We start from the raw sequence: 23,638 nt of genomic DNA, 5'->3' as shown, positions 1-23,638 counted from the left end.
TCGACAATGCCGTGAGCTTACCAGTTGATGCTTTGGGTGGCTTTACCGCTCCAGGGTAAAGCCTGCTCCATCGCGGGCGTAGCAGGACTCTCCTGCGATAGGCATTCAAACCGGAAGCAGCTGTCGGAGCAACCGCCGCGCCTCTTGCGACCCCTGCCCTGCCGCCAACTCCAACCAATAACGGGCCTGCTCCGGCTCGCTGGCCTGACACAGGCGACCATATTCGAGTTGCGCACGACGATCGCCCGCGCGCGCAGCCTGGCGCAACAGGTCATGACCGATGCGCCGGTCGCGGGCATTGCCGCACTCCCGGCAAAGCATCTGCCCCAGGCGGCTCTGGGCCACTACCACGCCCTGGCGCGCGGGTTGCTTTAACAGGCGGCCGGCCAGGTGCTTGACGTGCGTCTTGTCCCCCAGGCGTGGACTGTCGAGCAGCCACAGGGCGACTTTCAAGGAAAAGCGCTTGGAATAAGGCTCTGACGAAGAGACAGGGGGACTGGCGAGGTGTTTACCGCGAAACTTCATGACCAACAGCGAAGGCAACTCGAGAGGCGCGCCACTGTACTCTTTTTTTATTCGGATGACCCGGTGCTTTTGGGGCGAAGTAAAAAAAATTTCTACGATCTTTTCTTGACGTTTTTTGAAGCCATGGTATCGCCTCTGGGCTGCCTCATGATTGTCGGACAATTCGAAAAACAGCTGGCACGCCCGTCCTAGAGCAAGCGCTCGGGACAATCCACAGAAGCTGTGGATAACTCGGTGGACAACCCCCCCGACGTGGCCGCAAAGCCCCATGAAATGGGGCTTTTGGTCAAACTGTCGATTTTTTCACCAGCAAAAATTAGTGTTTTTTTTCATTGACTTAAGCGCACAGTCAAGTCATTGGCGAGGCTCCCGTAGGCTGTTGCCAAGTTGTTACAAGTCGTTGTCAGCATGTGCACAAGTGAGCGATTTACAGCCATTTGGATGCCACCGGTGTAGGCATCGTCCCCACGGCCGGTCTGCGCCCCACTTCACAGTCAGTCAATTAAACGCCATACTGCTCGGCTCGCCTGGTAAAACACGAAATCGCTTGCCAGGTACAGATGTTTAGGGTAGGGTGCTCACCGTTAGTACCCAGCTGAAAGTCAATTCTGGCCAACAGTGTCCTTGCAGTGCCTCGCTCGACCCAACGAGTAGCCATTGCTGAAACCAGGACCGGCCCTTTCGATGATTCCCAGACAGCCCCGCTGCTCCATCACGAATCACGTAACAGATTGATCGGGATTTTTCACCCAGAGGCCTCGAACCTTGGCCCTGGCGTGCCTTGCCCGCCTTCTGATGTACCTACCAGTCAGCCCAGCGCCCACATTTGCTTGCGCCTCCTCTGGCTGCCCTGTTCCAGTCAGGTTCTTCGTCCCTTAATAAAGGCGTCACTGGAACGTTTCTAAGATGCACGGATCGAACCCCGTGTTAAATGCAGGAACATCCAAACAATATGAATACTCATCATCAGATCCAATCCGCCATCGGCACCCTGTCCCAGGCCTTCGCACCCTTGAAGTGCCTCATCGTCGCACCTCGCAAGGGCAGCTTCAGTTTCACTCTGGTCGACGAGCATGGCGTCGCATGCCATACCGAACGCCTGTACCCTGAGCAGTACAACCGCAGCGCGCCGCTGCAGGCCATCATCGAGCGCACTCGCCAGTCGTTGGCCGCGTGAACGACATATACCCATGTATTCACACGCTCGGTAACCCCTTCGCTTGCCAGCCTGATCGTTCTTGGCGTAATTGCTACAAGGCATATACGCCGGGGCGTCCGGCAGCAATCGATTTAAAAACAGTCCTTTACACCACGATTATCACACTACACTTCAACTCGAGCGGTGCGAGCCGCTTCCGGCGGGCCTGATCAATTCACCAGCTGCCAAGCTCCAGCGCCCGTCGGCCCTTAACTGATCGAGGGCATCATGGGCATCGCAGCGAAAGAGTTGTGTCAGTATGTGATCCGACCGACCCTGATCTACCTGGATCGTCATTGCGAAAGCGCCGAAGCCTTGCTGCTGGGCGTGGCCGCTAGCCAGTCGGCACTCGGCTCGGCATTGCACGACAGGCGTGGTCACGGCCTCTACCGAATCGGCGAAACTCGCCATCAGGCCCTCTGGGACGACTACCTGGCACGCGATCCGGATCTGGCGAGCCTAGTCCGCGGCCTGGCCAGCCAACATGCATTCCTTCGCGGTCCTCACCTAGAACTTGCAGTCAACCTGCGTTATTCCACCGCGATCGCCTGGATGCTCATCGAAGAGCAGGCCCCTCGATTGCCAGCTGCCGATGACCTGTTGGGACTGGCGCGCATCTGGCGCCAAATCTTCCACCCCCAAGGGCGCCTGCGCGATTTCACCCACGCTTGGCATCTTTGTGTGAACCCCATTCTTTCGGAAGCATCTTAAGAGGTGCCTTACAAATTAACCGGAAAAAAGGGAATTTTGGTCGGATTGTCCTACAAAACTACACGAACTGCTGCGATTGAGCCTATAGCGCAGCACGTAAATTGTTGGTAGCTTTTCGCCCCGGAGAACCCAAGGAGTTTCACAATAATGAAAAAAGCAATGCTCAAAACCTCCCTCGGTGTAGCTGTCGCCCTCGCATCCAGCCAACTGTTCGCAGCAGGTTTCGCCCTCAACGAACAAAGCGTCAGCGGTATGGGGACAGGTTTCGCAGGGCGTTCGTCTTCTGCCGAAGATGCCAGCACTGTCTATGGCAACCCTGCCGGCATGTCGCGCCTGAAGCGTGAACAAGTTACCGTCGGCGGTGCTGCCGTCATCGCCAAGACCGATATCTCGGGTCGGGGTGCCAGCGTCGCGGGGAGAAACCTGCCGGGTGAAACCGATGGCGACATGGTACCGACCGTGGGCGTCCCCATGGGCTACTACGTCAAGCCACTTGATGATCATTGGAGCGTCGGTTTTGGTGTCTACGTGCCGTTTGGCCTGGTCACCGACTATGGTAGCGACGACGCCGCACGCTACTGGGGCAAAAAGAGCCATGTGGAAGTCATCACCTTCCAGCCAACTGTGAGCTATGCCTTCAACGACAAGGTATCGGTCGGCTTTGGTCCCACCATCAACCGCATCAAGGGCGAACTGGGTTCGAATCTGCTCAATCCGAGCAGCCCTGGCTTCAATGACGGCGAAGTGAAGATCAAAGGTGATGACACTGCCGTGGGTTACAACATCGGTGTTCTGGTCCAGGCCACTGACAAGACCCGCCTTGGTCTGACCTATCATTCGATGGTCGATTACAAGCTCGAAGGTAAAACCCGTGTCAGCACCCCGCTGATCGGTCCATTCAACGGTGACAAGTTCGACGCCAGCCTGAAGATCAAGACCCCAGAGTCCGTCGACCTTTCGATCACTCATGAGCTGAATGATCAGTGGACCCTCTATGCTGGCAGCACTTGGACCCGTTGGAGCCGCCTGGAGAGTATCGTCGTAGAAAACGATGTACCCGGCCCACTCAAAGGCTCTCCATTCGAAACCATCACCGAAGAGCAGAATTGGCATGACACCTGGGCTCACGCCATCGGCGCAGCTTACAAGGTTAACAAGGAGTGGACCTTGCGCGCCGGTTTCTCCGTCGACCAGTCGCCTACCAACAACCACGACCGTTCGCCACGTATCCCGACTGGCGATCGCAAGGCGGTCAGCTTCGGTGCTGGCTGGAGCCCGAACGACGACATGACTATCGACGTGGCTTACTCCTACCTGTGGGAAGAAGACACCAAGGTCAACCTGGGCAGCCAAACCAACTCTAAAGGCGCCTACCAGGCCAAGTACGAAAACAGCGCTCACGGCATCGGTGCATCCCTCACCTACCGCTTCTGAGTTGCACCCGCTACATGAAGAAACCGCCCTCGTGGCGGTTTTTTCATGCCTGTACCAACCAAGGCTCGGCCAACGTGGGATCAACGACCCCACGCGCACTGAACATCATGGCTGGGAAGCGATGGCTTTTTCGATCGCTGCCTGGAAGGCGGGGTCGTCAGGCTTGGTCAGGCTGGAGAAATTGGCGATCACCTTGCCCTGGCGATCGATCACGTATTTGTAGAAATTCCATTTCGGCGCACTGCTCTGACGCGCCAACTCAACGAACAAGGGCACCGCATCCTTGCCACGCACAGCCTGGGCCTTGGTCATGGTGAAGGTCACGCCATAGTTGGCGTAGCACACCTTGGCGGTCTTCTCACTGTCGGCATCTTCCTGCTTGAAGTCGTTCGAAGGCACGCCGAGCATTTCCAGGCCCTTTTCGTGATAAGCCTTGTAGGTCGATTCCAAGCCCTCGAACTGCGGGGCAAAACCGCAATAGCTGGCGGTATTGACCACCACCAGCGGTTTGCCGGCAAAGCGCTCGCACAAATCGATCTGCTCCTTGCCACGCAGTTCGGGCAGGCTACCTTGCAGCAAGGCGGGGCAATCGGCCGCCCAACTGGACGAAGCGGCGGCAAGAACCAGTAACGAAAGGGTAAACCTGCGTAAAGACATCGTACGGCACTCCTGCAAGATGAAAATCCGTTACCTGCAGGGTAGCGCCTAACAAACACCCATGCCCAACTGCATCAACGCCAGACCACCCTCATGCCAGCCCCACCACGCCAGCGCCAGCAGCACGAGCGCGCCCGCTGCCAGCAACCCACGCGTCAGGGAGCGGTTCATGCCGGCTGGGCCTGCAGGCGTGCCACAGGACGCTCGCGCACGGGCCAGTTCAAGGCAGCAGCCAACACGCTCAACAGAATCGAGATCTGCCAGACCAGCTCGTAGCTGCCGGTACGGTCGTACACCACGCCGCCCAGCCAACCACCGAGGAAGGCGCCCAACTGATGGAACAGGAAGACGATGCCACCGAGCATGGACAGGTTACGTACACCGAACACTGTGGCCACGGTGCCATTGGTCAGCGGGACCGTGGACAACCACAAAAGCCCCATGGCGATGCCAAACAGATAAGCACTGACCTGAGTCACCGGCGCCCATAGGAACAACACGATCACCACCGCCCGCAACAGGTACAAGCCCGTGAGCAAACGCGGTTTGGACATGCGCCCGCCCAACCAACCGGCGGTGTAGGTACCGACGATATTGAACAGCCCGACCAACGCCAGCACGGTGGTGCCGGTGGTCGCCGGCAGATGCTGGTCTACCAGGTAGGCCGGCAGATGTACGCCGATGAACACCACTTGGAAACCGCAGACGAAAAAGCCCAGCGCCAGCAACCAGAACCCTGAATGCGAACACGCCTCGCGCAGCGCCTGGCCGAGTGTCTGCTCGGTACCGTGATTCGGAAGTGGTCGATCACGCAACAGGCCCACGAACGGCACGATCAAGGCCACCAGCAAGCCTAGTACCAGCAAGGCCGCCGACCAACCCAACCACTGGATCAGGCCGAGCGTCCCCGGCAGCATGGCAAATTGGCCGAATGAGCCGGCGGCACTGGCGATACCCATGGCCAAGCTGCGTTTTTCCGCCGGGACTGCGCGTCCCACAACACCGAGAATGACCGAGAAGGATGTGCCAGACAGCCCAATGCCGATCAGCAGACCGGCGCTGAGCGAGAGCGACCAAGCCGAGTCGGCCATGCCCATCAATACCAGCCCAACGGTGTAGAGAATCCCGCCGATGATCACGACCCGCGCGGCGCCCAAGCGGTCAGCCAAGGCTCCGGCAAACGGCTGGGCCAGACCCCAGATAAGGTTCTGCAGGGCGATGGCAAAGGCGAACACTTCCCTCCCCCAGCCGAACTCGGCACTCATGGGCGCCAGGAACAGGCCAAAGCCATGCCGCACCCCCAGGGACAACGCCAGAATCAGCGCCGCCCCCAACAATACCCACCCGCTGGTTCGCCATACCGAGGTCATCGTCGTTCTCTCCAGCACATCGCAAGGTTCATGCGGGTATATACCCACTTTTAGTTGTAAAACATCAGGCCAGGCGTTCCAGCAGCCCAATCAGCACGTCCCGCTGCCCTTCGCCCAATCGCTCGATCAATTTCCGCTGAGCCTGTTCCCATGCGGGATGCGCAGCGCGCAATAACGCTTCGCCCGCCGCACTCAGGAGCACCAGGCGATTGCGCTGGTCGTCGCCATCGGACAGTTTCACCAGCCCTTCAGCCTCCAGTACGCGCAAGTTGCGCCCTAGGGTGCTGCGATCCAGGCCCATGGCTTCGGCCAAGGTGGTGATACTTGGCCGATCGAGCCGCTGCAGGTGACGTAGCAGGGAAAACTGCGCGACATTGACCCCGAAGCCGGCAAGGGCTTCGTCGTAGTGCCGGCTCACCCCGCGGGCGGCTCGGCGAAGATGGGTACAGATGCATTCACTGGTCAGCATGAATGCGTGTATATACCCGCAACCGAAATGTTGCAATAAATTTCAAATCTGATGTTATGGCGCCAACCGCCGGCGAATCGGCTCGAACTCAGCCGTAGCCTGGCGCGCCAGCGGATCAGGCTCACCCTTTTCGATCGCCTGCCAGTAGCGCCAGGGCACCTTGGCCGCGCCCAGTTCGTAGTCCATGCCGTCCCAGTTGTCTTCCCGGAAGCTGTAGAAGGCCCAGTGCAGTTGCTGCTTGTCCAAGACAGTGAGGACATCCTCGAGGTATTGCTTGCACCCGGCCAGTCGTCGCATGCAGCCGAACTCCCCCACCACCAGACGAGAGCGGGGAACCCCCACCGCATCCGCCCAATCCAGCGGCTTTTGAAGATAAGCCGCTACCCGTTCACCATCCCATCGTTCACGCTTGCCGCCGAAGGGTGCCGGCCCCGGATAGGGAATCGGCTGCTTGCGCGCCATATTCGGCGCACTGGTAGCCGAATAGGGCTCGTACATATGAACGCTGTAGAGCACTCGCCGATCTGGCAACGCCGTCGGCCAATAACCGAAGGCATCGGCTGCTGCGTACCAGCCGGCATCGACCATGATCGGGGTGGTCGCATCCACCTCACGAATTGCCGCGACCAGCTCGCGATACAAGGCCGGCAAATCACGCGGGCCGCCTTGCTCACCGGCGTACCACTGCTGCATACGTTGCAGCTCGGCATGCTCGGCCAGGCCGCCATGGCGCTCTGGCGCCGGCTCGTTGATCAAGTTGTAGGCCGCCACGGCGGGGTGATCTTTCAGTTCTTGGGCAAGGTCATGCCAAAAGGTTGCCGCCTGGGTCCAGTAGCGTTTGTCCCGCCAGAGCCGGTCGTCGAACTGGCCTTGGTTGTTTTGTGACCAGCGCATGCCCGGCAACGAAAGCGGGGCGATCACAACCTTCAGTCCCGCGGCGTGGGCGTTGTCCAGCACGGTCTTCAACTGCGCCAGGTCTTGGGGCGAAAGCCCCTTGTAGGCGTCAGCATCGCCGAGCAGGAAATCACGCCCCTGAGGCTTCCACTTGTCGTAAGACAACCGTACCCAGGTGGCGCCGTAGCCACTCAATGCCTGGAAGTAGGATCGATCGGGAGGCAAACGGTTGAAACTGTTGCCGCCATGGCGGGGGCTGTTCCAGAAATCGATGAGGTCTGCAGCGTTGGCCGGCAGGCTTGCCAGCGCCAAGAGGCTGGCGAACATCCAGTGGCGCATGCGAGGGTTCCCTGATGCATGGGTCGGCCCGTGAGCATACGCCCGCCTCGCCAGGGAAACCGTTCAGCAACATTGCGGGAAGTTGCATGGTGTCGTTGTGTCAGGCCTTTGCACGCGAAAAGTCCAGCTTTGACAACAGAGACCTCAATGCCCAGACAACGCCAGCCCCAATACCACCGTCAGCTCCAATAGCTCCAACAGGGCTCCGGCGGTGTCCCCTGTTGTCCCGCCCAGGCGCCGGCACATCAGGTGACGAATCCAGAAAAAGACCACGGCCGACACCAGCAGCACCCAAAGTACCGTCAAGCCACCGAGCAGCACGCAGACCAGCGCACTGCCAACCAGCGTCCAACCCGCCGCCTGTCTGGGCAGGTGATCGGCCAGCGCTTGTCCAAGCCCTCCCGGGCGCACATAAGGGGTGCCCATGAACAGCCCCAGCAAGGCAGCGCGCCCGACCACCGGGCCCAATACCAGCCAGGCACCTGCGTCGCGCTCCACCAGCACCCAGAGAGCGCAGAACTTGAGCAACAGCACCAACACCACAGTAACGACAGCAATCGGTCCGCTGCGTGGGTCCTTCATGATCTGCAAGGTGCGCTCGCGATCACCAAAGCCCCCGAGCCACGCGTCGGCGGTGTCGGCCAGGCCATCCAGGTGCAGCGCACCACTGAGCAGCACCCACAGTGTGAGCAGCAAGGCCGCGTGCAAGGGCGCGGCGACACCTGCGAGCCACTGACTGGCCAACCACAGCAGCAGGCCGAACAGCAGACCGATCACCGGGTAAAACAATAACGAACGGCCCATCTGCCGAGGCTCCGGCATCCCCGGCAAGCGCACCGGCAAACTGCTGAGAAACTGCAGGGCGATCCAGAACGGCAGCACTTCAGCCCTCCTCTCGCAGTTGGCCATCGCTCGCCAGGTTCAGGCGCCGCAACGCCCCGTGCCCGACCTCGATTTGAAGCAGCTGTTCACGCGGCAGGCCGCGGGCACGTGCCAGCAGCAGCCGCATCACGCCGCCATGGGTGATCAGCAGTACGCGCTTGCCCTGATGCTGCCTGGCCAAGTCGTCGACGGCCGCGAGCACCCGCTCGGCAAATGCACTCACTGGCTCGCCATTGGGCGGCGTGTAGCCATACGGGTCGGCCCAGAAGCGCCCCAGGTCATCCGCTTGTTCCTGCATGATCTGCGCGGCACTGCGCCCTTCCCAATCCCCAAAGTGCAGCTCACGCACGCCAGCTTCGCGTTGCACCGGCAGCGCCAGTCGCGTGCCGAGCTCATCGGCAAACTGTGCGCAGCGACGCAGGGGGGAACTGACCAGCACGTCCCAGGGCCCCGCCTCGGCTACCGCTTCGCGCATCTGTGCCCAACCGCGCTCGGTCAAGGCGTCGTCCAGGCTACCGCGCAGGCCACCGCCCAATTCGGTTTCGCCGTGGCGCAGCAGGTCGAGCCTCATACCGAGCGATCCGCCACGGCGGCTTCGGCGAAGGTCGCCATCTGCCCGTGCAAGGCGCAGGCCAGACGCATCAGCGGCACGGCCAATGCCGCACCGCTGCCCTCGCCCAGCCGCAAGCCGAGGGCGAGCAAGGGGGTCGCTTGCAGCGCTTCGAGCAAGGCCCGATGTCCCGGTTCCGCGCCCTGGTGAGCGAACAGCAGCCAAGGTCGGCAGTCAGGGTTCAGGCGCACCGCCACCAGGGCAGCGACACTGCAGATGAAGCCGTCCACCAACACCGCCACCCCCTGCTGGGCACAGGCCAGATAAGCACCGACCAGCGCGGCGATTTCAAAACCACCGACACAGGCCAGGGCCTGCAGCGGGTCGTCGGCACGCAAGCCGTGCAGCGCCAGGGCACGCTCGATCACCTGCGCCTTGTGCTGCACGCCGACAGCATCCAGACCGGTGCCTGGACCGCTCAGGGCCTGCGCCGAGCACTCCAACAGGACACTGGCCAACGCAGCTGCGGCGGTGGTGTTGCCGATGCCCATTTCGCCACCGATGAACAACGTGGCGCCCTGTTCGGCGGCACGCAACGCACTGTCGCGCCCGGCAGCGAGCGCCGCCTGCCATTGCGCCTCGGTCATCGCCGGTTGGCGGGCGAAGTTGGCCGTGCCGGCGCCCAGGCGCAGATGGCGTACCCCAGGCATGGCAAGCTCAAGGTCAATGGTGCCCAGATCGACCACGTCCAAAGTGGCCTGAAGTTGGCGCGCCAGTACGCTGATCGCAGCGCCCCCCCCGACGAAATTGCGCAGCATCTGGCCGGTCACCGCTTGTGGATACGCGGAGATGCCCTCCTCCACCACCCCGTGGTCACCTGCGAAGATCGTGATGGCCACCCGTTCCAGGGTCGGTCGTTCACAGCCTTGCAGGCCCGCCAGTTGCACAGCCAGGCCTTCCAGTTGACCGAGCGAGCCGGCCGGCTTGGTCAGTTGCTGCTGACGGGCACGGGCCTGCTCCATGGCGGCGCTGTCGAGGGGTTGGCAGGCGCCACGCCACCAGGGTTGAGTCATAGGGAGGGTCCTTTGAGCATGAGAGGAAGGCCAGCCACCGTCAGTACCACGCGCTCGCAGCGCTCGGCCACCGCCTGGTGCAGCCAGCCGGCCTGGTCGACATAGCGACGGGTCAGCTCGCCCATGGGCACCACGCCCAGGCCGGTTTCGTTGCTGACCAGGATGATGGTGCCTGGCAGTGTCTGCAGGCATTCGAGCAGCGCATCGCGCTCCTGGGCCAGGCGTGTGTCGTCGTCCAGCATCAGCAGGTTGGTCAGCCACAGGGTCAGGCAGTCCACCAGCAGGCAGCGCCCTTCGGCGGCTTCGGCACGCAGCACGCTGGCCAAGGCCAAGGGCTCTTCGATCAGCCCCCAATCGGCGGGGCGACGTTGGCGATGCAGTTGCACGCGCTCGTTCATCTCACCGTCCAGCGGCTCGCTGGTGGCAATGTAGGTCACCGGCAGGCCGCTGGCCTGGGCCAATTGCTCGGCCAGGCGGCTCTTGCCGGAGCGGGCACCGCCCAGGATCAGGTTGCGCATGTCAGGCGACTCCACACAGTTGGCGCAGGCGCGCGGTGTCCAGGTGTTGTTCCACGAGGTCGGCCAGGCGCTCGATGTCCCGCTCGCGCAGGGCGTCGTAGTCGATGGTCTGGGCGTCTTCCAGCCCGGCCCAACGCAGCAGCGCCGCACACGAGTGGCTGCCCTCGAACAGGCCGTGCAGGTAGGTAGCGAGCACCTGTCCGTCGGCGCTGATCGCGCCGTCACAACGGCCATCTTCCAGGTGCACGGCGGGGTGCTCCAGGGCCGGGCCGCGGGTGACGCCTGCGTGGATTTCATATCCCCCTACCTCAGCCTGCTCCAGGCTCAGGGTGCCGCGTACGTTACGCAGTTGCTTTTCAGCCTCCAGCTGCGTGACGTAATCCAGCAGACCCAACCCCGGGCTCGAGCCTGCTGGGCCTTCCAGGCCAAGCGGATCGTGAACTTCACGGCCGAGCATCTGTAGCCCGCCACAGATACCGATGAGCTTGCCGCCATAGCGCAGGTGCCGGGCGATGGCAGTGTCCCAGCCGCGCGCGCGCAATTGCGCCAGATCGCCCCGCACGCTCTTGGAGCCGGGCAGGATGATCAGGTCCGCCGCAGGGATCGGCTGACCAGGGCCGACGAACTGCAGGTCGACCTGCGGGTGCAGGCGCAGCGGGTCGAAGTCGGTGTGATTGCTGATGCGCGGCAACACCGGGACGATCACCTTGAACAGGCGCCCGGCCTGGGTCGCCTGCCGTGCATCGATGGCATCCTCGGCTTCCAGATGCAGGTCGGTCACGTACGGCAACACGCCCAGTACCGGCTTGCCGGTGCGCTGCTCCAGCCAGTCCAGGCCAGGCTGCAGCAAGGCGATGTCACCGCGAAAACGATTGATGACGAAGCCCTTGACCCGCGCCTGCTCGCTCGGCGACAGCAGCTCCAGGGTACCGACCAGGTGGGCGAACACACCGCCACGATTGATATCCGCCACCAGAATCACTGGGCAGTCCACCGCTTCGGCAAAGCCCATGTTGGCGATATCACCCGCACGCAGGTTGATTTCCGCCGGCGAGCCCGCGCCCTCGACCATCACCACCGGATAGGCGGAGCTCAGGCGCTGGTGGGATTGCAGCACCGCTTGCATGGCGATGGCCTTGTAGTCGTGGTAGGCCACGGCATTCATGCACGTGACGGCACGACCATGGACGATCACCTGGGCCCCGGTGTCGCTGTTGGGTTTGAGCAGTACCGGGTTCATGTCGGTGTGTGGCGCCAGGCGGCAGGCCTGGGCCTGTACCGCCTGGGCGCGACCGATCTCACCGCCGTCGGCAGTCACCGCGCTGTTGAGCGCCATGTTCTGCGGCTTGAACGGCACCACACCGATGCCTTGGCGCAACAGCCAGCGGCACAAGGCGGTGACCAGCGTGCTTTTGCCGGCATCGGAGGTGGTGCCTTGCACCATGAGCGTGGTCATGCCGATTCCTTCTGGTATTGCGCCAGCGCCTGGCGCAGGCGCTGTTCGTCCGCTTCGTTGGCCGGTAGCCCCAGACGCACGGCCTGAGGCTGTTCGAACAGCCGCACCAGGATGCCCCGACGGGCGAGAAACTCATGCAGGTGCGCGGCTCGCGGCGTACGCACGTACTGGAACAGATCGCAGCCGCCGCTGGGCATCAGCCCCGCCTCTTCGAGCAGCGCCGCCAGACGCTGACTGGCTTGAGCACAACGGCTGATCTGGATGCGATGGGCCGCTGCGTCATTGAAGCAAGACTGCCCCAAAACCCGCGTCGGTCCGCTGATGGTCCAGGGTCCGAGCAGTTCGGCCAAGCGCTGCAACAGGACCTGCTCGGCCATGACGAAGCCTAGTCGCACCCCCGCCAAGCCAAAGAACTTGCCGAACGAGCGCAACACGATCAGGCCCGCGCGATCGGCGCAATCAACGATGCTCTGGGCGGGGGTGTTGTCCATGAAGGCTTCGTCGACCAACAACCAACCGCCACGACGCGTCAGGCGAGCGTGCCAGTCGAGCAAGCGCTCGCGCGGTACGCACCGCCCCGTAGGGTTGTTGGGGTTGACCAGCACCAGCACATCGAGGCTGTCCTGGGCCTGTTCGACCTGCTCATCGGCCAGTTCGACCACTTGGTGTCCTGCACGCCGCCAGGCGTGAGGGTGCTCGGCATAGCAAGGCGCGAGCACGCCAACCCGTCCGGCGGGCCGCAGGGACGGCAAGCCTTGGATCGCCGCCTGGGAGCCGGCCACCGCCAGCAGGCTGTCGACGCCATAGTAGGTGCGCGCTGCCTGCTCCAGGCCATCTTCGACCTCGGGCAGGCGCGCCCAAGCCTCCACCGCAATCGCCGGGATGGCGTAGGGCCACGGGGCGATGCCGCTGGAAAGGTCTAGCCAGTGTTCACGGGCAATGCCGTACTGCCGCACTGCGCGCAGCAGACGACCACCATGTTCAAGCATTCCAATACGCTCCCAGGCAGATCACCAGCAACCACAGCCATACCCCGCGCTGCACCAGGCTCCAACCGCGTTCGATGGCCTCGGCGTCGGCCACAGGCCCCTCCCCCAGGCGCGCACGCTCGTGCAACTCGCCGTGGTACACCGCAGGTCCGCCCAGCTCGACACCCAGGGCACCTGCACCCGCTGCCATCACCGGGCCGGCATTCGGGCTGTCCCACAACGGCGCCTGGTTGCGCCAGCAGGCCAGGGCCAGGCGGGTCTTGCCCAGCAGCGCGTAGGTCAGCGCCACCAGCCGGGCTGGAATGTAGTTCAGGACATCGTCGATACGCGCCGCGGCCCAGCCGAAGCGTTCGAAGCGTTGATTGCGATAGCCCCACATGGCATCGAGGGTATTGCTCAGGCGATACAGCACCACCCCGGGCGCACCGGCCACGACAAACCAGAACAACGCCGCAAAGACCGCATCACTGCCGTTCTCCAGTACCGATTCGGTGGCGGCGCGGGCCACGGCGGGCTCATCCAGCTCGCGGGTTTCACGGCTCACCAGATACCCCACCCGCCGCCGCGCCTCGTCCAGATCCCCCCGACGCAGAGCTTCAGCCACCGGCTGAACATGCTCGCCCAGGCTGCGTAGCCCCAGGGCGCAATACAGCGCCAGCACATCCACCAGCCAGCCGATAAAGGGCAACCAGGAGAGCACCAGCGCCAGCAGAGTCAACGGCACCACGGCAAGCAGCCAGGCACTGACGCCATGGCTGCGCCAACCCCGACCGCCCGCGTTCAGCCGCTGCTCCAGGCGCGCGGCGAAGTTGCCGAACCCCACCAGCGGATGACGCCGTCTCGGCTCGCCCAGCAAGGCATCCAGGGCCACCCCGGCCACAGTCAGCAAAGCCACGCTCATTGCCGCTCTCCCCAATGGTTCTCATAGAGCATTTCACTCAGCGGCCGCTCCTGGGCCCATTGCTCCAGCACCAGCATTGGCGCCGGGTAGAACTCGACCACTGGCCCCAGGCACAGCACGGCCATCGGCTTGGCGCCCGCCGGCATGCCCAGCAGATCGCCCAGTGCCTGCGGGTCGAACAACGACACCCACCCCATGCCCAGGCCCTCGGCACGGGCTGCCAGCCAAAGGTTCTGAATGGCGCAGGCCAGCGATGCCAGGTCCATCTCCGGCAAGGTCCTGCGGCCGAAGATGTGCGCTTCGCGGTGGTCCATCAGTGCCGCCACCAATACCTCGGCACAATCCTGGATACCTTCGACCTTGAGCTTCATGAATTCATCGGAGCGCTCTCCAAGGGCCTGGGCGGTGCAGGCTCGCTCCTGTTCCACCAGCGCCTGGACTTGGCCACGCAAGGCGCGATCACTGATGCGGATGAAGCGCCAAGGCTGCATCAACCCGACACTGGGCGCCTGATGGGCAGCGGCCAGCAGGCGGGCGAGCAGCTCGGGCGCGACCTCGCCGCCTGCGAAATGGCGCATGTCGCGACGCTCGCCGATAGCGCGGTAGACCGCGGCGCGCTCGGCAGCGGAAAAGGCATGTTCGCTCATGGTCGCAGCAGCGCCGCCGTCGCGTGGGGGTTGGAGGGGAAATAGAAGTGTACGTACGACGCAGTCAGGCGCCCGATCCGATAGACCGCCTCGTTGCCGCGCCCACCGTTGGGGCTCTGGCCTCGGGCGATCGGCTCGAGCGCCGTCTCGGTCAAGGAGTGATGATAGGTGTGGCCGCGCAAGGTGCCCTCCGGCAATTCCACCGCTTGCAGGGCAAGGGCAGCCAGGCGCTTTTGCATCACCGCTTCACCCGGCAGCAGACCCAGCAACTCGGCGCGCTCGCCTGCCACATCAGTCAGGGCGTCGAGCAAATAGAGCATGCCGCCGCATTCGGCCAGCAAAGGCTTGCCCTGGACGTGATGGGCGCGGATCGCCTCGCGCATCGGCGCGTTGCTGGCCAGGGCGTGGTGGTGCAGTTCGGGATAGCCGCCAGGCAGGTAAAGGCTGTCCACGGACGGCAACGCCTGATCGTGTACAGGAGAAAAAAACACCAACTCCGCACCCAGCGCACGCAGCAAATCGAGGTTAGCGCCATAGGTGAAGGCAAAGGCTTCATCCCGGGCCACGCCAATGCGCACACCCGCCATGCACGGCAGCGCCTGTGCAGTTGTGGGGGCGGCGAATACCACCGGGGGCGGCAAGGCGGCATCACAGCTTTCGCCCAGGGCCTGAGCAGCGGCGTCCAGGCGCAGGTCCAGATCGTTGAGTTCACTGGCCTGGACCAATCCCAGGTGACGGCTGGGCAGCTCGATGCCGCGCTCGCGGGACAGCCCGCCATACCAGCGCAAGCCTTCAGTGAGGCTGCCTTCGAGCAACTGTGCATGACGCAGGCTGCCGACCCGGTTGGCCAGCACGCCGGCAAAGGGCAGGTCGGGCTGGTAGTGCGCAAGGCCCAGGGCCAGGGCACCGAAGGTCTGCGCCATGGCTGTGCCATCGATCACCGCGAGCACTGGTACGCCGAAGTGGCGCGCAAGGTCCGCGCTCGATGGCGTGCCATCGAACAACCCCATGACCCCTTCGATCAGGATCAGGTCGGCATCGCCTGCCGCCTCCCAGAGCAGACGCCGACTCTCGTCAGCCCCGATCATCCACAGGTCGAGTTGGTACACCGGCGCGCCGCTGGCGCGCTCGAGGATCATCGGGTCGAGAAAATCTGGCCCGCACTTGAACACTCGGACCTTACGGCCAAGGTTGCGGTGCAGGCGCGCCAGGGCAGCGGTGACAGTAGTCTTGCCCTGGCCAGAAGCGGGTGCCGCGATCAGCACCGCCGGACAATGCCGGGGCTGGCTCATAGCTCCACGCCCTTCTGGGCACGGATGCCAGCCTGGAAGGCGTGCTTGATCACGCCCATCTCGGTGACGGTGTCGGCCAGCTCGATCATTTCGGGCTTGGCGGCGCGGCCGGTGACGATCACGTGTTGCATGGGCGGGCGGGCCTGCAGATCCGACAGCACTTGGTCGAGGTCCAGGTAGCCGTGCTTGAGGGCGATGTTCAGCTCGTCCAGCACCACGAACTGTACCGAAGGGTCCTGCAACAGCTGGCGCGACACCGCCCAGGCGGCTTCGGCGGCGGCGATGTCACGTTGGCGATCCTGGGTCTCCCAGGTGAAGCCCTCTCCCATGACGTGGTAGCGCACCTGTTCGGGGAAGCGGCGGAAGAACAGCTCTTCGCCTGTGCTGTCGCGGCCCTTGATGAACTGCACCACGCCGCACTGCATGCCATGCCCCATGGCGCGGGCGAGCATGCCGAAGGCCGAGCTGCTCTTGCCTTTGCCATTGCCGGTGAGCACCAGCAGCAGGCCGCATTCATTGGGGGCATTGGCGATGCGCTCGTCGATGATCGCCTTCTTGCGCTGCATGCGCGCCAGGTGGCGTTCGTCGCGTTCGGTGGATTCGCTCATCAGGATTCTCCGCAAGCTGTCGACGCGCACGGAAGGCGACGACAGGTCGATAGACAGGCAGACGGAGAACGCGCAGAGGCCGCGGCAGAAGGCCACGGTGCACCGCGCATCACCCTCCGTGATGCCGTTGGCAGTGACAGGCCGGTCTCCGGGCTCGTGAGCAGGGCCTTGGCCCATGGATCGCGCGCCTTCCCGGATACCTGTATCCAGTGGCCCTGCACGACCTTTGACTCACCTACCGTTGCGGGGGCAGCGCCGGATTCGCGCCTTGCTGGCGCCCACCGGCTTCCCAGTTTCACCCTGCCCAACCGAAGGCTGGCAGAGCACCTGAAACACGCCGCGAAGGTTAGAGGGTTGGGGCGGGAGCGTCAATGAAGCGCGCCCGAGGCAATGCTCGACTTCATGGCTTGTGCCGGACGTGCAGCAGTGATATCACATAGCCATCAGCGTTCGGCAATGCGATCAAAACTATAAGGAGAGCGCAGCATGCGAGGCCTGATCATCAACAACCAGAACCTGGAATTCCTGCGACCGGCCCTGGAAGGCTGGATCGAGTGCATCGACCGCTTCAACCAGGTCCATGGCGACAGCGAGGCGCCCTACTGGCACGGCGCGGCCACCAACAGCGGACTGCTCGCAGCCGCCGCCTGGCAGGCCGAACAGGTCGCGTTGGCGCACTATCCCAGCAAGAAGCAACGCGACGAAGGCGAACGCGAAGGCCGCTGCGACCTGTCGATCAGCACCGCCGAGCAATCCGTTCATCTACATGTCAGCCAACGCTGGCCGCGCATCGCCCGCCTGGACCTGGCCACTGCCCTGCAGGAAACCGCCACTCTCGCCCGCCCGATCGCCTACCCCAGCCAGCTCAAGGCCGGCGCGTTGTTCGTCAGCCCCTGGAAGGCCGGGCAGCACGCTAGTCCCGAGGAGCTGCAAGACTTGGTCGACGACCTGCAAAAACACACAGCCTGCGCCATCGCCTGGCATTTCCCCTACGCCTACCGTTCGCTGCACAACGAACTGGGGCAGTATTTCCCTGGGGTGGCATTGTTGCTCAAGCAGGCGTAGGCAAGCCGATGAGCCCACGCGGAAGCCATCCGGCGGTCGCTAGGCCCATTCGCCTGGAGTGAACCTACCCCGACGCATCCGACTCTCAATTCTCACAAGCCAATGAGGATTGCGAGCATGGACAGGATGCGTATCGCGATGGTGTTGGCCCTGAGTGCCAGCCTAAGCGCCTGCGGCGAGTCCGCGCGCCTGGAGGTCAGCGACGGCTTCGGCCCCTCGCCTCGCCTGCCCGAGCCCAACAAGACCCTGATCCCGACCGTCAACATCGCCCCGGCGACCGGCTGGCCGGACGGCGCCACGCCGACGGCCGCCGCGGGCACCCGAGTGGTGGCCTTCGCCAGGGACCTCGATCACCCACGCTGGCTCTACGTACTGCCCAATGGCGATGTCCTGGTGGCCGAAACCAATGCCCCGCCCAAGCCCGAAGACGGCAAGGGCCTGCGCGGCTGGGTAATGGGCAAAGTCATGGAGCGTGCCGGTGCCGGGGTCCCCAGCGCCAATCGCATCACCCTGCTGCGCGATGCCGACCATGATGGTGTCGCCGAGGTGCGCAGTACGTTCATCGAAGGGCTCAACTCCCCCTTCGGCATGACCTTGGTAGGCAAGGACCTCTATGTGGCCGACACTGACCGGCTGTTGCGCTTTCACTACGAGGAGGGCGCGATGCAGATCCGCGCCGAAGGACGCCCGGTCACCGACCTGCCTGGCGGCCCGTTGAATCACCACTGGACCAAAAACGTCATCGCCAGCCCCGATGGCAAGAAGCTTTACGTTACCGTGGGTTCCAACAGCAATGTCGGCGAGAACGGCCTGGAAAAGGAACAAGGCCGCGCCGCGATCTGGGAGGTGAACCCGGCCAGCGGTGAACACCGCATCTTCGCCTCAGGCCTGCGCAACCCCAACGGGCTGGCGTGGGAGCCCCGTACCGGCGCGCTATGGACGGCGGTCAATGAACGCGACGAGATCGGCAGCGACTTGGTGCCCGACTACATCACCTCGGTGAAGGACGGCGGCTTCTATGGCTGGCCTTTCAGTTACTACGGGCAGCATGTGGATCAACGGGTCGAGCCGCAGGATCCTGGCAAAGTCGCCCAGGCGATCGTCCCAGACTACGCAGTGGGGGCCCATACCGCATCGCTGGGGCTGGCGTTTGCCCAGGCCGGCGCGTTGCCGCCGCCCTTCGAGCAGGGAGCCTTCGTGGGCCAGCATGGGTCTTGGAACCGCAAGCCGCACAGTGGCTACAAGGTGATCTTCGTGCCGTTCGACAGCGAGGGTAAGCCCGCAGGCAAACCGATCGACCTGTTGACCGGTTTTCTCGATGGCAAGGGCAAGGCCATGGGACGCCCGGTGGGCGTGGTCAATGACCGAGGCGGGCTCTTGGTGGCAGATGATGTGGGCAATGTGGTTTGGCGCGTGAGCCGAAAGTGAGCGCAGCTCAGGGATTTTGAGCCAGATGCCCGGTTGGCAATACGCGTTTGGCCTGCAGATAGGCCCGGGACCAGTAGCTGTTGGAGAGGTAATCCAAGCGCACCGTGCCGCCTGTGGATGGCGCATGCACGAAACGCCCCTCCCCCACGTAGATCCCGGCGTGGCTGACCTGCGACCCGCCGCTGGTGGCGAAGAACACCAGATCTCCGGACTGCAGGGCGTTGATGTCCACATTGGGCGCCCGCATGACGATCATCTCGCGGGTCGAACGCGGCAGGCTGATCCCGGCGGCGTCCCGATAGACGTAGCCGATCAGGCCACTGCAATCGAACCCCGAATCCGGCGTGTTGCCGCCCCAGCGATACGGCGTGTCTACCAGGCCGATCGCACGGAACAGCACGTCCTCGGCCATGGGCGAAGACGACCCTTGCTGATTGAAGATGACCTTCGGCTTGACCACCGGAGCCGGTGCCGGAGCATGGCTGGAGCAGGCCGCGAGCAGTGCCGCCAGGGAAAGGAATGCGAAGCGCGCCAACATCGCCATGGTCAGAACATCCTGTCTGGAACCGTTCGGCCGCAGCCGAAGCCAAAAGTGGTGAGAATTTAGATTAGACGCTTTCTGTAAATGCGCACGGCGGCGAGCTTTTCAGCATCGCCGCCGCGGCAGGGTACATCATTTTGATATCAGTTGCGCGAGATTGTGGTCGGCGCCATCGCCAAGGCGCGCTTGGCTTCAATGAAGGTCTTGCTCCAGTAACGATCGCCAAGGCTGTCGATGCGTACACCGCCGCTGCGGCGGCTGCTGGAGTGGATGAACTGGTTGTCACCCAGGTAGATGCCGGCATGGCTGACACGGCCACGGCCGTTGGTGCTGAAGAACAGCAGGTCGCCAGGCTTGAGCTTGTTGCGGGACACCTTCGGCGCATCGACGTTGATCATTTCACGCGTCGAGCGCGGCAGGTTCAGACCGGCTTCTTCGCGGAACAGATAACCAATGAAACCACTGCAATCGAAGCCGGACTTCTCCGAAGTACCGCCAAAACGGTAACGGGTGCCGATCAGCGACATGCCACGCTCCAGGATGCTGTCGGCCAGGGCTGGCAGCTCGTAGGGCTTGCTGTTGCTGGAAAAGGCTTCCAAGTCTTCTTCAGTGGCCAGCGGCTCTTCACCGAAGACGGAAGAGGCAGAGGGTTTGATCAGGCTCGCGGAGTGCGCGGCGATCGAGTGTTGATCCTGCGGCTGGGAAACGGGGCCTTGGGAGGCGCAGCCAAAAAGCAGGGTCACGAGTGCAAGTGGCACGAGGGGTGCGAAGCGCTTCAGCATGGGCACGACCGTGTCTGTAATCCTTTAGAAGGGTGAAACTATGCCCTCTATCATGGCCATTTGCAAATTTTATCGAAAAAAATGTGACTTTTCTGTTTTCGGGCTCTGGCCCGCGCTTTTCGGGGGTTACCAGCCCAAGGTTTCCTTGAGAAACGGAATGGTCAGCTTGCGCTGGGCCTGAAGCGAAGCCTGGTCGAGACGCTCGAGCAGGTCGAACAGCGCGCTCATGCTGCGCGCACCGCGTGTCAGGATGAAATGACCGACCTCATCGGTAAGGTGCAGACCGCGCCGGGAAGCGCGCAGTTGCAAAGCGCGCAGCTTGTCCTCGTCGGACAATCCGCGCATCTGGAAGATCAGCGCCAAGGTCAGCCGGGATTTGAGGTCAGGGAGTTTGATCGGCAGCTCGCGCGGCGAGGCGGAGGCCGCGAGCAATAGGCGTCGACCGCTATCGCGCAGGCGGTTGAACAGATGGAACATGGACTCTTCCCAATCCGCCTTGCCCGCGATGACATGCAGATCGTCGATGCACACCAGCTCGTACTGCTCAAGGTAATCGAGCAATTCCACGCCTCGGTCGAGCAGTTGTGCCAGAGGGAGGTAGACCGCAGGTTCACCCAACTGCTGGAAGCGGTGGGTGGCGGCCTGGAGCAGATGGGTACGACCCACGCCCTGCTTGCCCCACAAGTAGATGAGGCTCTCGGTCCAGCCGGCGTCGGCTTCGCATAGCCGCTCGACGTAGCCCAATGCCGCGGCATTGGCGCCCGGATAATAGTTGATGAAGGTGGCGTCATCGCGCAGGCGCACACCCAGGGGCAACTGGATCGGTTTCATGCTGGCGGGCGGTCGCGAGGACCACAGGGGGCCTTTGGTGAATAGTGTGCAAAGTCTATACCCGCAGCGCGGGCGGCACAATGCGCGAGGGTAAGAGCATAAGGAAAATCAAGGAGTTGCGAGAGCATTTTACCGTTTGAAGCCCATCGCCCCCCTTGCCTACGAAAAGGGCCGCAAAGCAGCCCTCTCGCATCAAAGCTGCGGATCGATATCCCCCGCATACATGTCCGACTCCTTGTAGAGGTCGTGCACATGGCGCAACAGCACCATGATCACCGCCGCCACTGGCAGCGCGAGCAGCACACCGGTAAAGCCGAACAGCTCGCCCCCGGCCAGGATGGCGAAAATCACCGCTACCGGGTGCAGCCCGATTCGATCGCCCACCAACAGTGGCGTAAGCACCATCCCCTCGAGAGCCTGGCCGACCATGAACACCGCAACGATGCCCAACATCGGGTACAGGTCGCCGCCAAACTGGAATAGACCGGCGATCAAGGCCGCACCGATACCGATGATGAAGCCCATGTATGGCACGATGGCCGCAAGCCCTGCCAGAAGGCCGATCAACAGGCCCAGCTCCAGGCCTACCAGCATCAGACCTCCTGCATAGATCAAACCAAGCGCCAGCATTACAAGCAACTGGCCACGCACGAACGCCCCCAGCACTTCATGGCACTCGCCCGCCAGCCCCATCACCTGGCGCTCACGCTGACGCGGCAGCAGGCTGCGCAGCTTGGCCATCATCAGGTCCCAATCGCGCAGCAGGTAGAAGCCCACCACCGGAATCAGCACCAGATTGGCCAGCCAGGCGAGCAATGCCAGGCCCGAGGCAGTGGCCTGGGACAACAGCATGCCGACGATATCGGTGGTCTGGCCCATGTGCGCACCGATGGCGGCCTTGATCTTGTCGAACTTCCAGAACCCATCGGCCAGGCCCAGGCGGCTCTGCACCCAGGGCAAGGCGACATGCTGCAACCAGTCGAGCATCTGTGGTGTCAGTTCGTACAGGCGCACCAGCTGCTTGGCCAGCATCGGAACCAGCACCAGCAGCAAGGCCAGGAAAATGAGCGTGAACAGGCTGAACACCACCACCACGCCCCAGGTGCGCGACAGCCCCATGCGCTCCAGCCGATCGACCAGCGGGTCGGCCAGATACGCTAAAAGAATGCCTACCAAAAACGGCGACAAGATGTTGTGCAGGAAATAAAGCAGCGCAGCGACCAGCAGCGCCACACCCAGCCACGCCCAACGGCGAACCTCGATCATGCCTGGCACTCCTTACCAGCGAAAACGCAGGCCGTCGAACGGCTTGGGCGCAGCCGGCTGGGCGGCGGCGGGCTGTCCATCTGCCGCCGGAGCAGGTGCCGGAGCAGAGGACTGCTCAGGGGGCAACTCCTGCAACTTGGCCAGCCCCAGCTGAGCACGCAACTGTTCGCGGTTACCGGTGACGCTGTAGGTCAGGGTACCGCCGTCGACTTGCCGCAAACGCGGGGCGTAGGGTTCGAGTACCCGACTGAGCTCTGCATAATGCTGCAGGTTCATGCCCTGCACCTGCAGTTGCAGCTCGCTGCTGGCGCCCGGGCGGGTGACGTAGCGCGGCGCCAGACGCGTGCTGATCGCCAGCATCACCGCATCGGCCAGGGCGGCCTGGTCGGCGCCTTCGGCAGTGCCTTGCTCACGCTGGTCGCCCAGCCACAACTGCCATTTGCCCTGCCACTTGCCATCGGCCTCGTGGGCATGCACAGCCAGCAACGCATCGGCGCCGTAGCGCTCGGATGCCTCGCGCAGCGGCGCAGGGTCGCTGCCTTCGAGCTGCTTGGCGTTGGCGACCAGTTGCTCCTGCAGATCGGCCAAAGGCAGGCGCAGCGGCAAACCTCGGTGCTGGGCGGCGCGGCGCAGTGGCGCAGCTGTCGACTGGCCGTCGCCGACCAGGTTGCTGCCCTCGGCACTGTCGTTCAGCCACCAGCCGAGTATCGAGGGACGGTTGCTGCCCCACAGTGCCAGGCCAGCCTGGCGTAGGGCACGCTCGGTGCTGCCGGGGTCGAATTCCACCAACAGGGTTTCAGGCGGACCGGCTTCGGAGCCCACCTGGTTGATGATTTGTTGCGGGTCCTTGCGCAGGGCCGCCAGGGCTGGGCTTTGCGCGGCCTTGGGATCGCCGGTCAAACGCAGCACCAGTGTGTCCAAAGCTTTGCCAGTGGCTTGGGCGCGGGCGTCGCTGCCCTGCCCTTCGATCGGTTCACGGACTTGGTAGAGCCCGGAAACCGGCTCGGCCTGTGCGACGACACTGCCCGCGATCAGGCAGGCGGCAGCCAGGTAATTGAGAAAACGCATGGAGGATTCCTGTCCAGATGACCAAGGGGCACCGAGCCCCGAATCTGCTGCTGTGACCACGACACCGCGCAAAACGCTCCGCCATGCCGGACAGATTCGGCCCGCCGCCATTGCTATTACCTTATACAGGCACTGGCGCGGCAA

At 63.3% G+C, this 23,638-nt stretch carries 26 protein-coding genes and 1 riboswitch; of the genes, 5 read left to right on the top strand and 21 right to left on the bottom strand.

Annotation, left to right across the window (positions count from 1 at the left end):
- Positions 1-105: 105 nt before the first annotated feature.
- Positions 106-525 carry a tetratricopeptide repeat protein gene (locus tag R6G97_RS17140; protein ID WP_043215564.1) on the bottom strand — a complete coding sequence of 140 codons (420 nt, stop codon included), beginning with the start codon at positions 523-525 and terminating at the stop codon, positions 106-108.
- A gap of 952 nt (positions 526-1,477) precedes the next feature.
- Here R6G97_RS17140 and R6G97_RS17135 point away from each other — a divergent pair.
- The 3 genes from R6G97_RS17135 (at position 1,478) to R6G97_RS17125 (ending at position 3,868) form a co-directional block, all read left to right on the top strand.
- On the top strand, positions 1,478-1,702 hold the full coding sequence (locus tag R6G97_RS17135) for a hypothetical protein (protein WP_043215552.1): 225 nt from the start codon (positions 1,478-1,480) through the stop codon (positions 1,700-1,702).
- A gap of 249 nt (positions 1,703-1,951) precedes the next feature.
- Entirely contained in the window at positions 1,952-2,434 is a 483-nt protein-coding gene (locus tag R6G97_RS17130; RefSeq protein ID WP_070572996.1) for a hypothetical protein, read from the top strand.
- 147 nt (positions 2,435-2,581) lie between these two features.
- Complete coding sequence (locus R6G97_RS17125; RefSeq protein ID WP_182816192.1) at positions 2,582-3,868, top strand: OmpP1/FadL family transporter; 1,287 nt, start codon at positions 2,582-2,584, stop codon at positions 3,866-3,868.
- A 105-nt stretch (positions 3,869-3,973) separates the two neighbouring features.
- Here the strand turns inward: R6G97_RS17125 and R6G97_RS17120 are convergent, their stop codons facing one another.
- From R6G97_RS17120 to cobO, 15 genes are all read right to left on the bottom strand, one after another.
- Complete coding sequence (locus tag R6G97_RS17120; RefSeq protein ID WP_043215731.1) at positions 3,974-4,525, bottom strand: glutathione peroxidase; 552 nt, start codon at positions 4,523-4,525, stop codon at positions 3,974-3,976.
- Between the two features lie 48 nt (positions 4,526-4,573).
- Positions 4,574-4,696 carry a hypothetical protein gene (locus R6G97_RS17115; RefSeq protein ID WP_256664366.1) on the bottom strand — a complete coding sequence of 41 codons (123 nt, stop codon included), beginning with the start codon at positions 4,694-4,696 and terminating at the stop codon, positions 4,574-4,576.
- Positions 4,693-5,895, bottom strand: a complete 1,203-nt coding sequence (locus tag R6G97_RS17110; RefSeq protein WP_090343611.1) for an MFS transporter — start codon at positions 5,893-5,895, stop codon at positions 4,693-4,695. Before R6G97_RS17110 ends, R6G97_RS17115 begins: the two co-directional genes overlap by 4 nt.
- A 64-nt stretch (positions 5,896-5,959) precedes the next feature.
- Positions 5,960-6,364 carry a MarR family winged helix-turn-helix transcriptional regulator gene (locus tag R6G97_RS17105; protein WP_043215729.1) on the bottom strand — a complete coding sequence of 135 codons (405 nt, stop codon included), beginning with the start codon at positions 6,362-6,364 and terminating at the stop codon, positions 5,960-5,962.
- Between the two features lie 54 nt (positions 6,365-6,418).
- Positions 6,419-7,597, bottom strand: a complete 1,179-nt coding sequence (locus R6G97_RS17100; RefSeq protein ID WP_197853313.1) for a glycoside hydrolase family 5 protein — start codon at positions 7,595-7,597, stop codon at positions 6,419-6,421.
- A 144-nt stretch (positions 7,598-7,741) separates the two neighbouring features.
- Entirely contained in the window at positions 7,742-8,479 is a 738-nt protein-coding gene (locus tag R6G97_RS17095; RefSeq protein WP_197853312.1) for an adenosylcobinamide-GDP ribazoletransferase, read from the bottom strand.
- Between the two features lies 1 nt (position 8,480).
- Entirely contained in the window at positions 8,481-9,050 is a 570-nt protein-coding gene (gene cobC, locus R6G97_RS17090; RefSeq protein ID WP_102082292.1) for an alpha-ribazole phosphatase family protein, read from the bottom strand.
- The gene (gene cobT, locus R6G97_RS17085) at positions 9,047-10,102 is read right to left on the bottom strand and encodes a nicotinate-nucleotide--dimethylbenzimidazole phosphoribosyltransferase (protein WP_317847259.1); all 1,056 of its coding nucleotides are present in this window, start codon (positions 10,100-10,102) and stop codon (positions 9,047-9,049) included. The genes cobC and cobT overlap by 4 nt, the downstream gene beginning before the upstream one ends.
- Positions 10,099-10,620 carry a bifunctional adenosylcobinamide kinase/adenosylcobinamide-phosphate guanylyltransferase gene (gene cobU, locus R6G97_RS17080; RefSeq protein WP_043215725.1) on the bottom strand — a complete coding sequence of 174 codons (522 nt, stop codon included), beginning with the start codon at positions 10,618-10,620 and terminating at the stop codon, positions 10,099-10,101. The genes cobT and cobU overlap by 4 nt, the downstream gene beginning before the upstream one ends.
- Before the next feature lies 1 nt (position 10,621).
- Positions 10,622-12,076: a cobyric acid synthase gene (locus R6G97_RS17075; RefSeq protein ID WP_043215724.1), complete on the bottom strand. Its 1,455-nt coding sequence runs from the start codon at positions 12,074-12,076 to the stop codon at positions 10,622-10,624.
- Positions 12,073-13,065 carry a threonine-phosphate decarboxylase CobD gene (gene cobD, locus R6G97_RS17070; protein WP_317847258.1) on the bottom strand — a complete coding sequence of 331 codons (993 nt, stop codon included), beginning with the start codon at positions 13,063-13,065 and terminating at the stop codon, positions 12,073-12,075. The genes R6G97_RS17075 and cobD overlap by 4 nt, the downstream gene beginning before the upstream one ends.
- Positions 13,058-13,966, bottom strand: coding sequence for an adenosylcobinamide-phosphate synthase CbiB (gene cbiB / locus R6G97_RS17065; protein ID WP_090343599.1), 909 nt, complete (start codon positions 13,964-13,966; stop codon positions 13,058-13,060). Before cbiB ends, cobD begins: the two co-directional genes overlap by 8 nt.
- Positions 13,963-14,613 (bottom strand): 5,6-dimethylbenzimidazole synthase, encoded by a 651-nt coding sequence (gene bluB, locus R6G97_RS17060; RefSeq protein WP_043215661.1) that lies wholly within the window; start codon positions 14,611-14,613, stop codon positions 13,963-13,965. The genes cbiB and bluB overlap by 4 nt, the downstream gene beginning before the upstream one ends.
- Positions 14,610-15,905: a cobyrinate a,c-diamide synthase gene (locus R6G97_RS17055; protein ID WP_317847257.1), complete on the bottom strand. Its 1,296-nt coding sequence runs from the start codon at positions 15,903-15,905 to the stop codon at positions 14,610-14,612. The genes bluB and R6G97_RS17055 overlap by 4 nt, the downstream gene beginning before the upstream one ends.
- Positions 15,902-16,513 (bottom strand): cob(I)yrinic acid a,c-diamide adenosyltransferase, encoded by a 612-nt coding sequence (gene cobO, locus R6G97_RS17050; RefSeq protein ID WP_043215681.1) that lies wholly within the window; start codon positions 16,511-16,513, stop codon positions 15,902-15,904. Before cobO ends, R6G97_RS17055 begins: the two co-directional genes overlap by 4 nt.
- A gap of 122 nt (positions 16,514-16,635) precedes the next feature.
- A riboswitch (cobalamin riboswitch) is annotated at positions 16,636-16,859 on the bottom strand.
- 140 nt (positions 16,860-16,999) lie between these two features.
- Here cobO and R6G97_RS17045 point away from each other — a divergent pair.
- On the top strand, positions 17,000-17,578 hold the full coding sequence (locus R6G97_RS17045; protein WP_043215665.1) for a hypothetical protein: 579 nt from the start codon (positions 17,000-17,002) through the stop codon (positions 17,576-17,578).
- A gap of 126 nt (positions 17,579-17,704) precedes the next feature.
- Positions 17,705-19,006, top strand: a complete 1,302-nt coding sequence (locus tag R6G97_RS17040) for a PQQ-dependent sugar dehydrogenase (protein WP_414628459.1) — start codon at positions 17,705-17,707, stop codon at positions 19,004-19,006.
- A 7-nt stretch (positions 19,007-19,013) separates the two neighbouring features.
- Here the strand turns inward: R6G97_RS17040 and R6G97_RS17035 are convergent, their stop codons facing one another.
- From R6G97_RS17035 to R6G97_RS17015, 5 genes are all read right to left on the bottom strand, one after another.
- Positions 19,014-19,550, bottom strand: a complete 537-nt coding sequence (locus R6G97_RS17035) for a C40 family peptidase (protein ID WP_317847256.1) — start codon at positions 19,548-19,550, stop codon at positions 19,014-19,016.
- Positions 19,551-19,690: 140 nt separating this feature from the next.
- Positions 19,691-20,329 (bottom strand): C40 family peptidase, encoded by a 639-nt coding sequence (locus tag R6G97_RS17030; RefSeq protein WP_043215669.1) that lies wholly within the window; start codon positions 20,327-20,329, stop codon positions 19,691-19,693.
- A gap of 126 nt (positions 20,330-20,455) precedes the next feature.
- Positions 20,456-21,160 carry a DnaA regulatory inactivator Hda gene (gene hda / locus R6G97_RS17025; protein WP_070091725.1) on the bottom strand — a complete coding sequence of 235 codons (705 nt, stop codon included), beginning with the start codon at positions 21,158-21,160 and terminating at the stop codon, positions 20,456-20,458.
- 192 nt (positions 21,161-21,352) lie between these two features.
- Entirely contained in the window at positions 21,353-22,426 is a 1,074-nt protein-coding gene (locus R6G97_RS17020; RefSeq protein ID WP_043215674.1) for an AI-2E family transporter, read from the bottom strand.
- Positions 22,427-22,438: 12 nt separating this feature from the next.
- A complete protein-coding gene (locus R6G97_RS17015) occupies positions 22,439-23,494 on the bottom strand; it encodes a DUF2066 domain-containing protein (protein ID WP_090343588.1) in 1,056 nt (351 codons plus the stop codon).
- Positions 23,495-23,638: the final 144 nt, after the last annotated feature.

This window comes from Pseudomonas sp. HTZ2, from assembly GCF_033173945.1.
Lineage (GTDB): Bacteria > Pseudomonadota > Gammaproteobacteria > Pseudomonadales > Pseudomonadaceae > Aquipseudomonas > Aquipseudomonas guariconensis.
The sequence above is the reverse complement of the archived record's forward strand: the minus strand, read 5'-3'. Positions and strand labels throughout refer to the sequence as shown.

Excerpts from the sequence above, each read along its gene's own strand:
- R6G97_RS17135 (WP_043215552.1), top strand. The coding sequence starts at position 1,478 with ATGAATACTCATCATCAGATCCAATCCGCCATCGGCACCCTGTCCCAG.
- R6G97_RS17055 (WP_317847257.1), bottom strand. The coding sequence starts at position 15,905 with ATGAGCCAGCCCCGGCATTGTCCGGCGGTGCTGATCGCGGCACCCGCT.
- cobU (WP_043215725.1), bottom strand. The coding sequence starts at position 10,620 with ATGCGCAACCTGATCCTGGGCGGTGCCCGCTCCGGCAAGAGCCGCCTG.
- R6G97_RS17115 (WP_256664366.1), bottom strand. The coding sequence starts at position 4,696 with ATGAACCGCTCCCTGACGCGTGGGTTGCTGGCAGCGGGCGCGCTCGTG.
- cobD (WP_317847258.1), bottom strand. The coding sequence starts at position 13,065 with ATGCTTGAACATGGTGGTCGTCTGCTGCGCGCAGTGCGGCAGTACGGC.
- bluB (WP_043215661.1), bottom strand. The coding sequence starts at position 14,613 with ATGAGCGAACATGCCTTTTCCGCTGCCGAGCGCGCCGCGGTCTACCGC.
- R6G97_RS17140 (WP_043215564.1), bottom strand. The coding sequence starts at position 525 with ATGAAGTTTCGCGGTAAACACCTCGCCAGTCCCCCTGTCTCTTCGTCA.
- R6G97_RS17045 (WP_043215665.1), top strand. The coding sequence starts at position 17,000 with ATGCGAGGCCTGATCATCAACAACCAGAACCTGGAATTCCTGCGACCG.
- R6G97_RS17125 (WP_182816192.1), top strand. The coding sequence starts at position 2,582 with ATGAAAAAAGCAATGCTCAAAACCTCCCTCGGTGTAGCTGTCGCCCTC.
- cobT (WP_317847259.1), bottom strand. The coding sequence starts at position 10,102 with ATGACTCAACCCTGGTGGCGTGGCGCCTGCCAACCCCTCGACAGCGCC.
- hda (WP_070091725.1), bottom strand. The coding sequence starts at position 21,160 with ATGAAACCGATCCAGTTGCCCCTGGGTGTGCGCCTGCGCGATGACGCC.
- R6G97_RS17015 (WP_090343588.1), bottom strand. The coding sequence starts at position 23,494 with ATGCGTTTTCTCAATTACCTGGCTGCCGCCTGCCTGATCGCGGGCAGT.
- cbiB (WP_090343599.1), bottom strand. The coding sequence starts at position 13,966 with ATGAGCGTGGCTTTGCTGACTGTGGCCGGGGTGGCCCTGGATGCCTTG.
- R6G97_RS17020 (WP_043215674.1), bottom strand. The coding sequence starts at position 22,426 with ATGATCGAGGTTCGCCGTTGGGCGTGGCTGGGTGTGGCGCTGCTGGTC.
- R6G97_RS17105 (WP_043215729.1), bottom strand. The coding sequence starts at position 6,364 with ATGCTGACCAGTGAATGCATCTGTACCCATCTTCGCCGAGCCGCCCGC.
- R6G97_RS17035 (WP_317847256.1), bottom strand. The coding sequence starts at position 19,550 with ATGGCGATGTTGGCGCGCTTCGCATTCCTTTCCCTGGCGGCACTGCTC.
- R6G97_RS17030 (WP_043215669.1), bottom strand. The coding sequence starts at position 20,329 with ATGCTGAAGCGCTTCGCACCCCTCGTGCCACTTGCACTCGTGACCCTG.
- cobC (WP_102082292.1), bottom strand. The coding sequence starts at position 9,050 with ATGAGGCTCGACCTGCTGCGCCACGGCGAAACCGAATTGGGCGGTGGC.
- R6G97_RS17040 (WP_414628459.1), top strand. The coding sequence starts at position 17,705 with ATGCGTATCGCGATGGTGTTGGCCCTGAGTGCCAGCCTAAGCGCCTGC.
- R6G97_RS17075 (WP_043215724.1), bottom strand. The coding sequence starts at position 12,076 with ATGACCACGCTCATGGTGCAAGGCACCACCTCCGATGCCGGCAAAAGC.
- cobO (WP_043215681.1), bottom strand. The coding sequence starts at position 16,513 with ATGAGCGAATCCACCGAACGCGACGAACGCCACCTGGCGCGCATGCAG.
- R6G97_RS17130 (WP_070572996.1), top strand. The coding sequence starts at position 1,952 with ATGGGCATCGCAGCGAAAGAGTTGTGTCAGTATGTGATCCGACCGACC.
- R6G97_RS17110 (WP_090343611.1), bottom strand. The coding sequence starts at position 5,895 with ATGACCTCGGTATGGCGAACCAGCGGGTGGGTATTGTTGGGGGCGGCG.
- R6G97_RS17120 (WP_043215731.1), bottom strand. The coding sequence starts at position 4,525 with ATGTCTTTACGCAGGTTTACCCTTTCGTTACTGGTTCTTGCCGCCGCT.
- R6G97_RS17100 (WP_197853313.1), bottom strand. The coding sequence starts at position 7,597 with ATGCGCCACTGGATGTTCGCCAGCCTCTTGGCGCTGGCAAGCCTGCCG.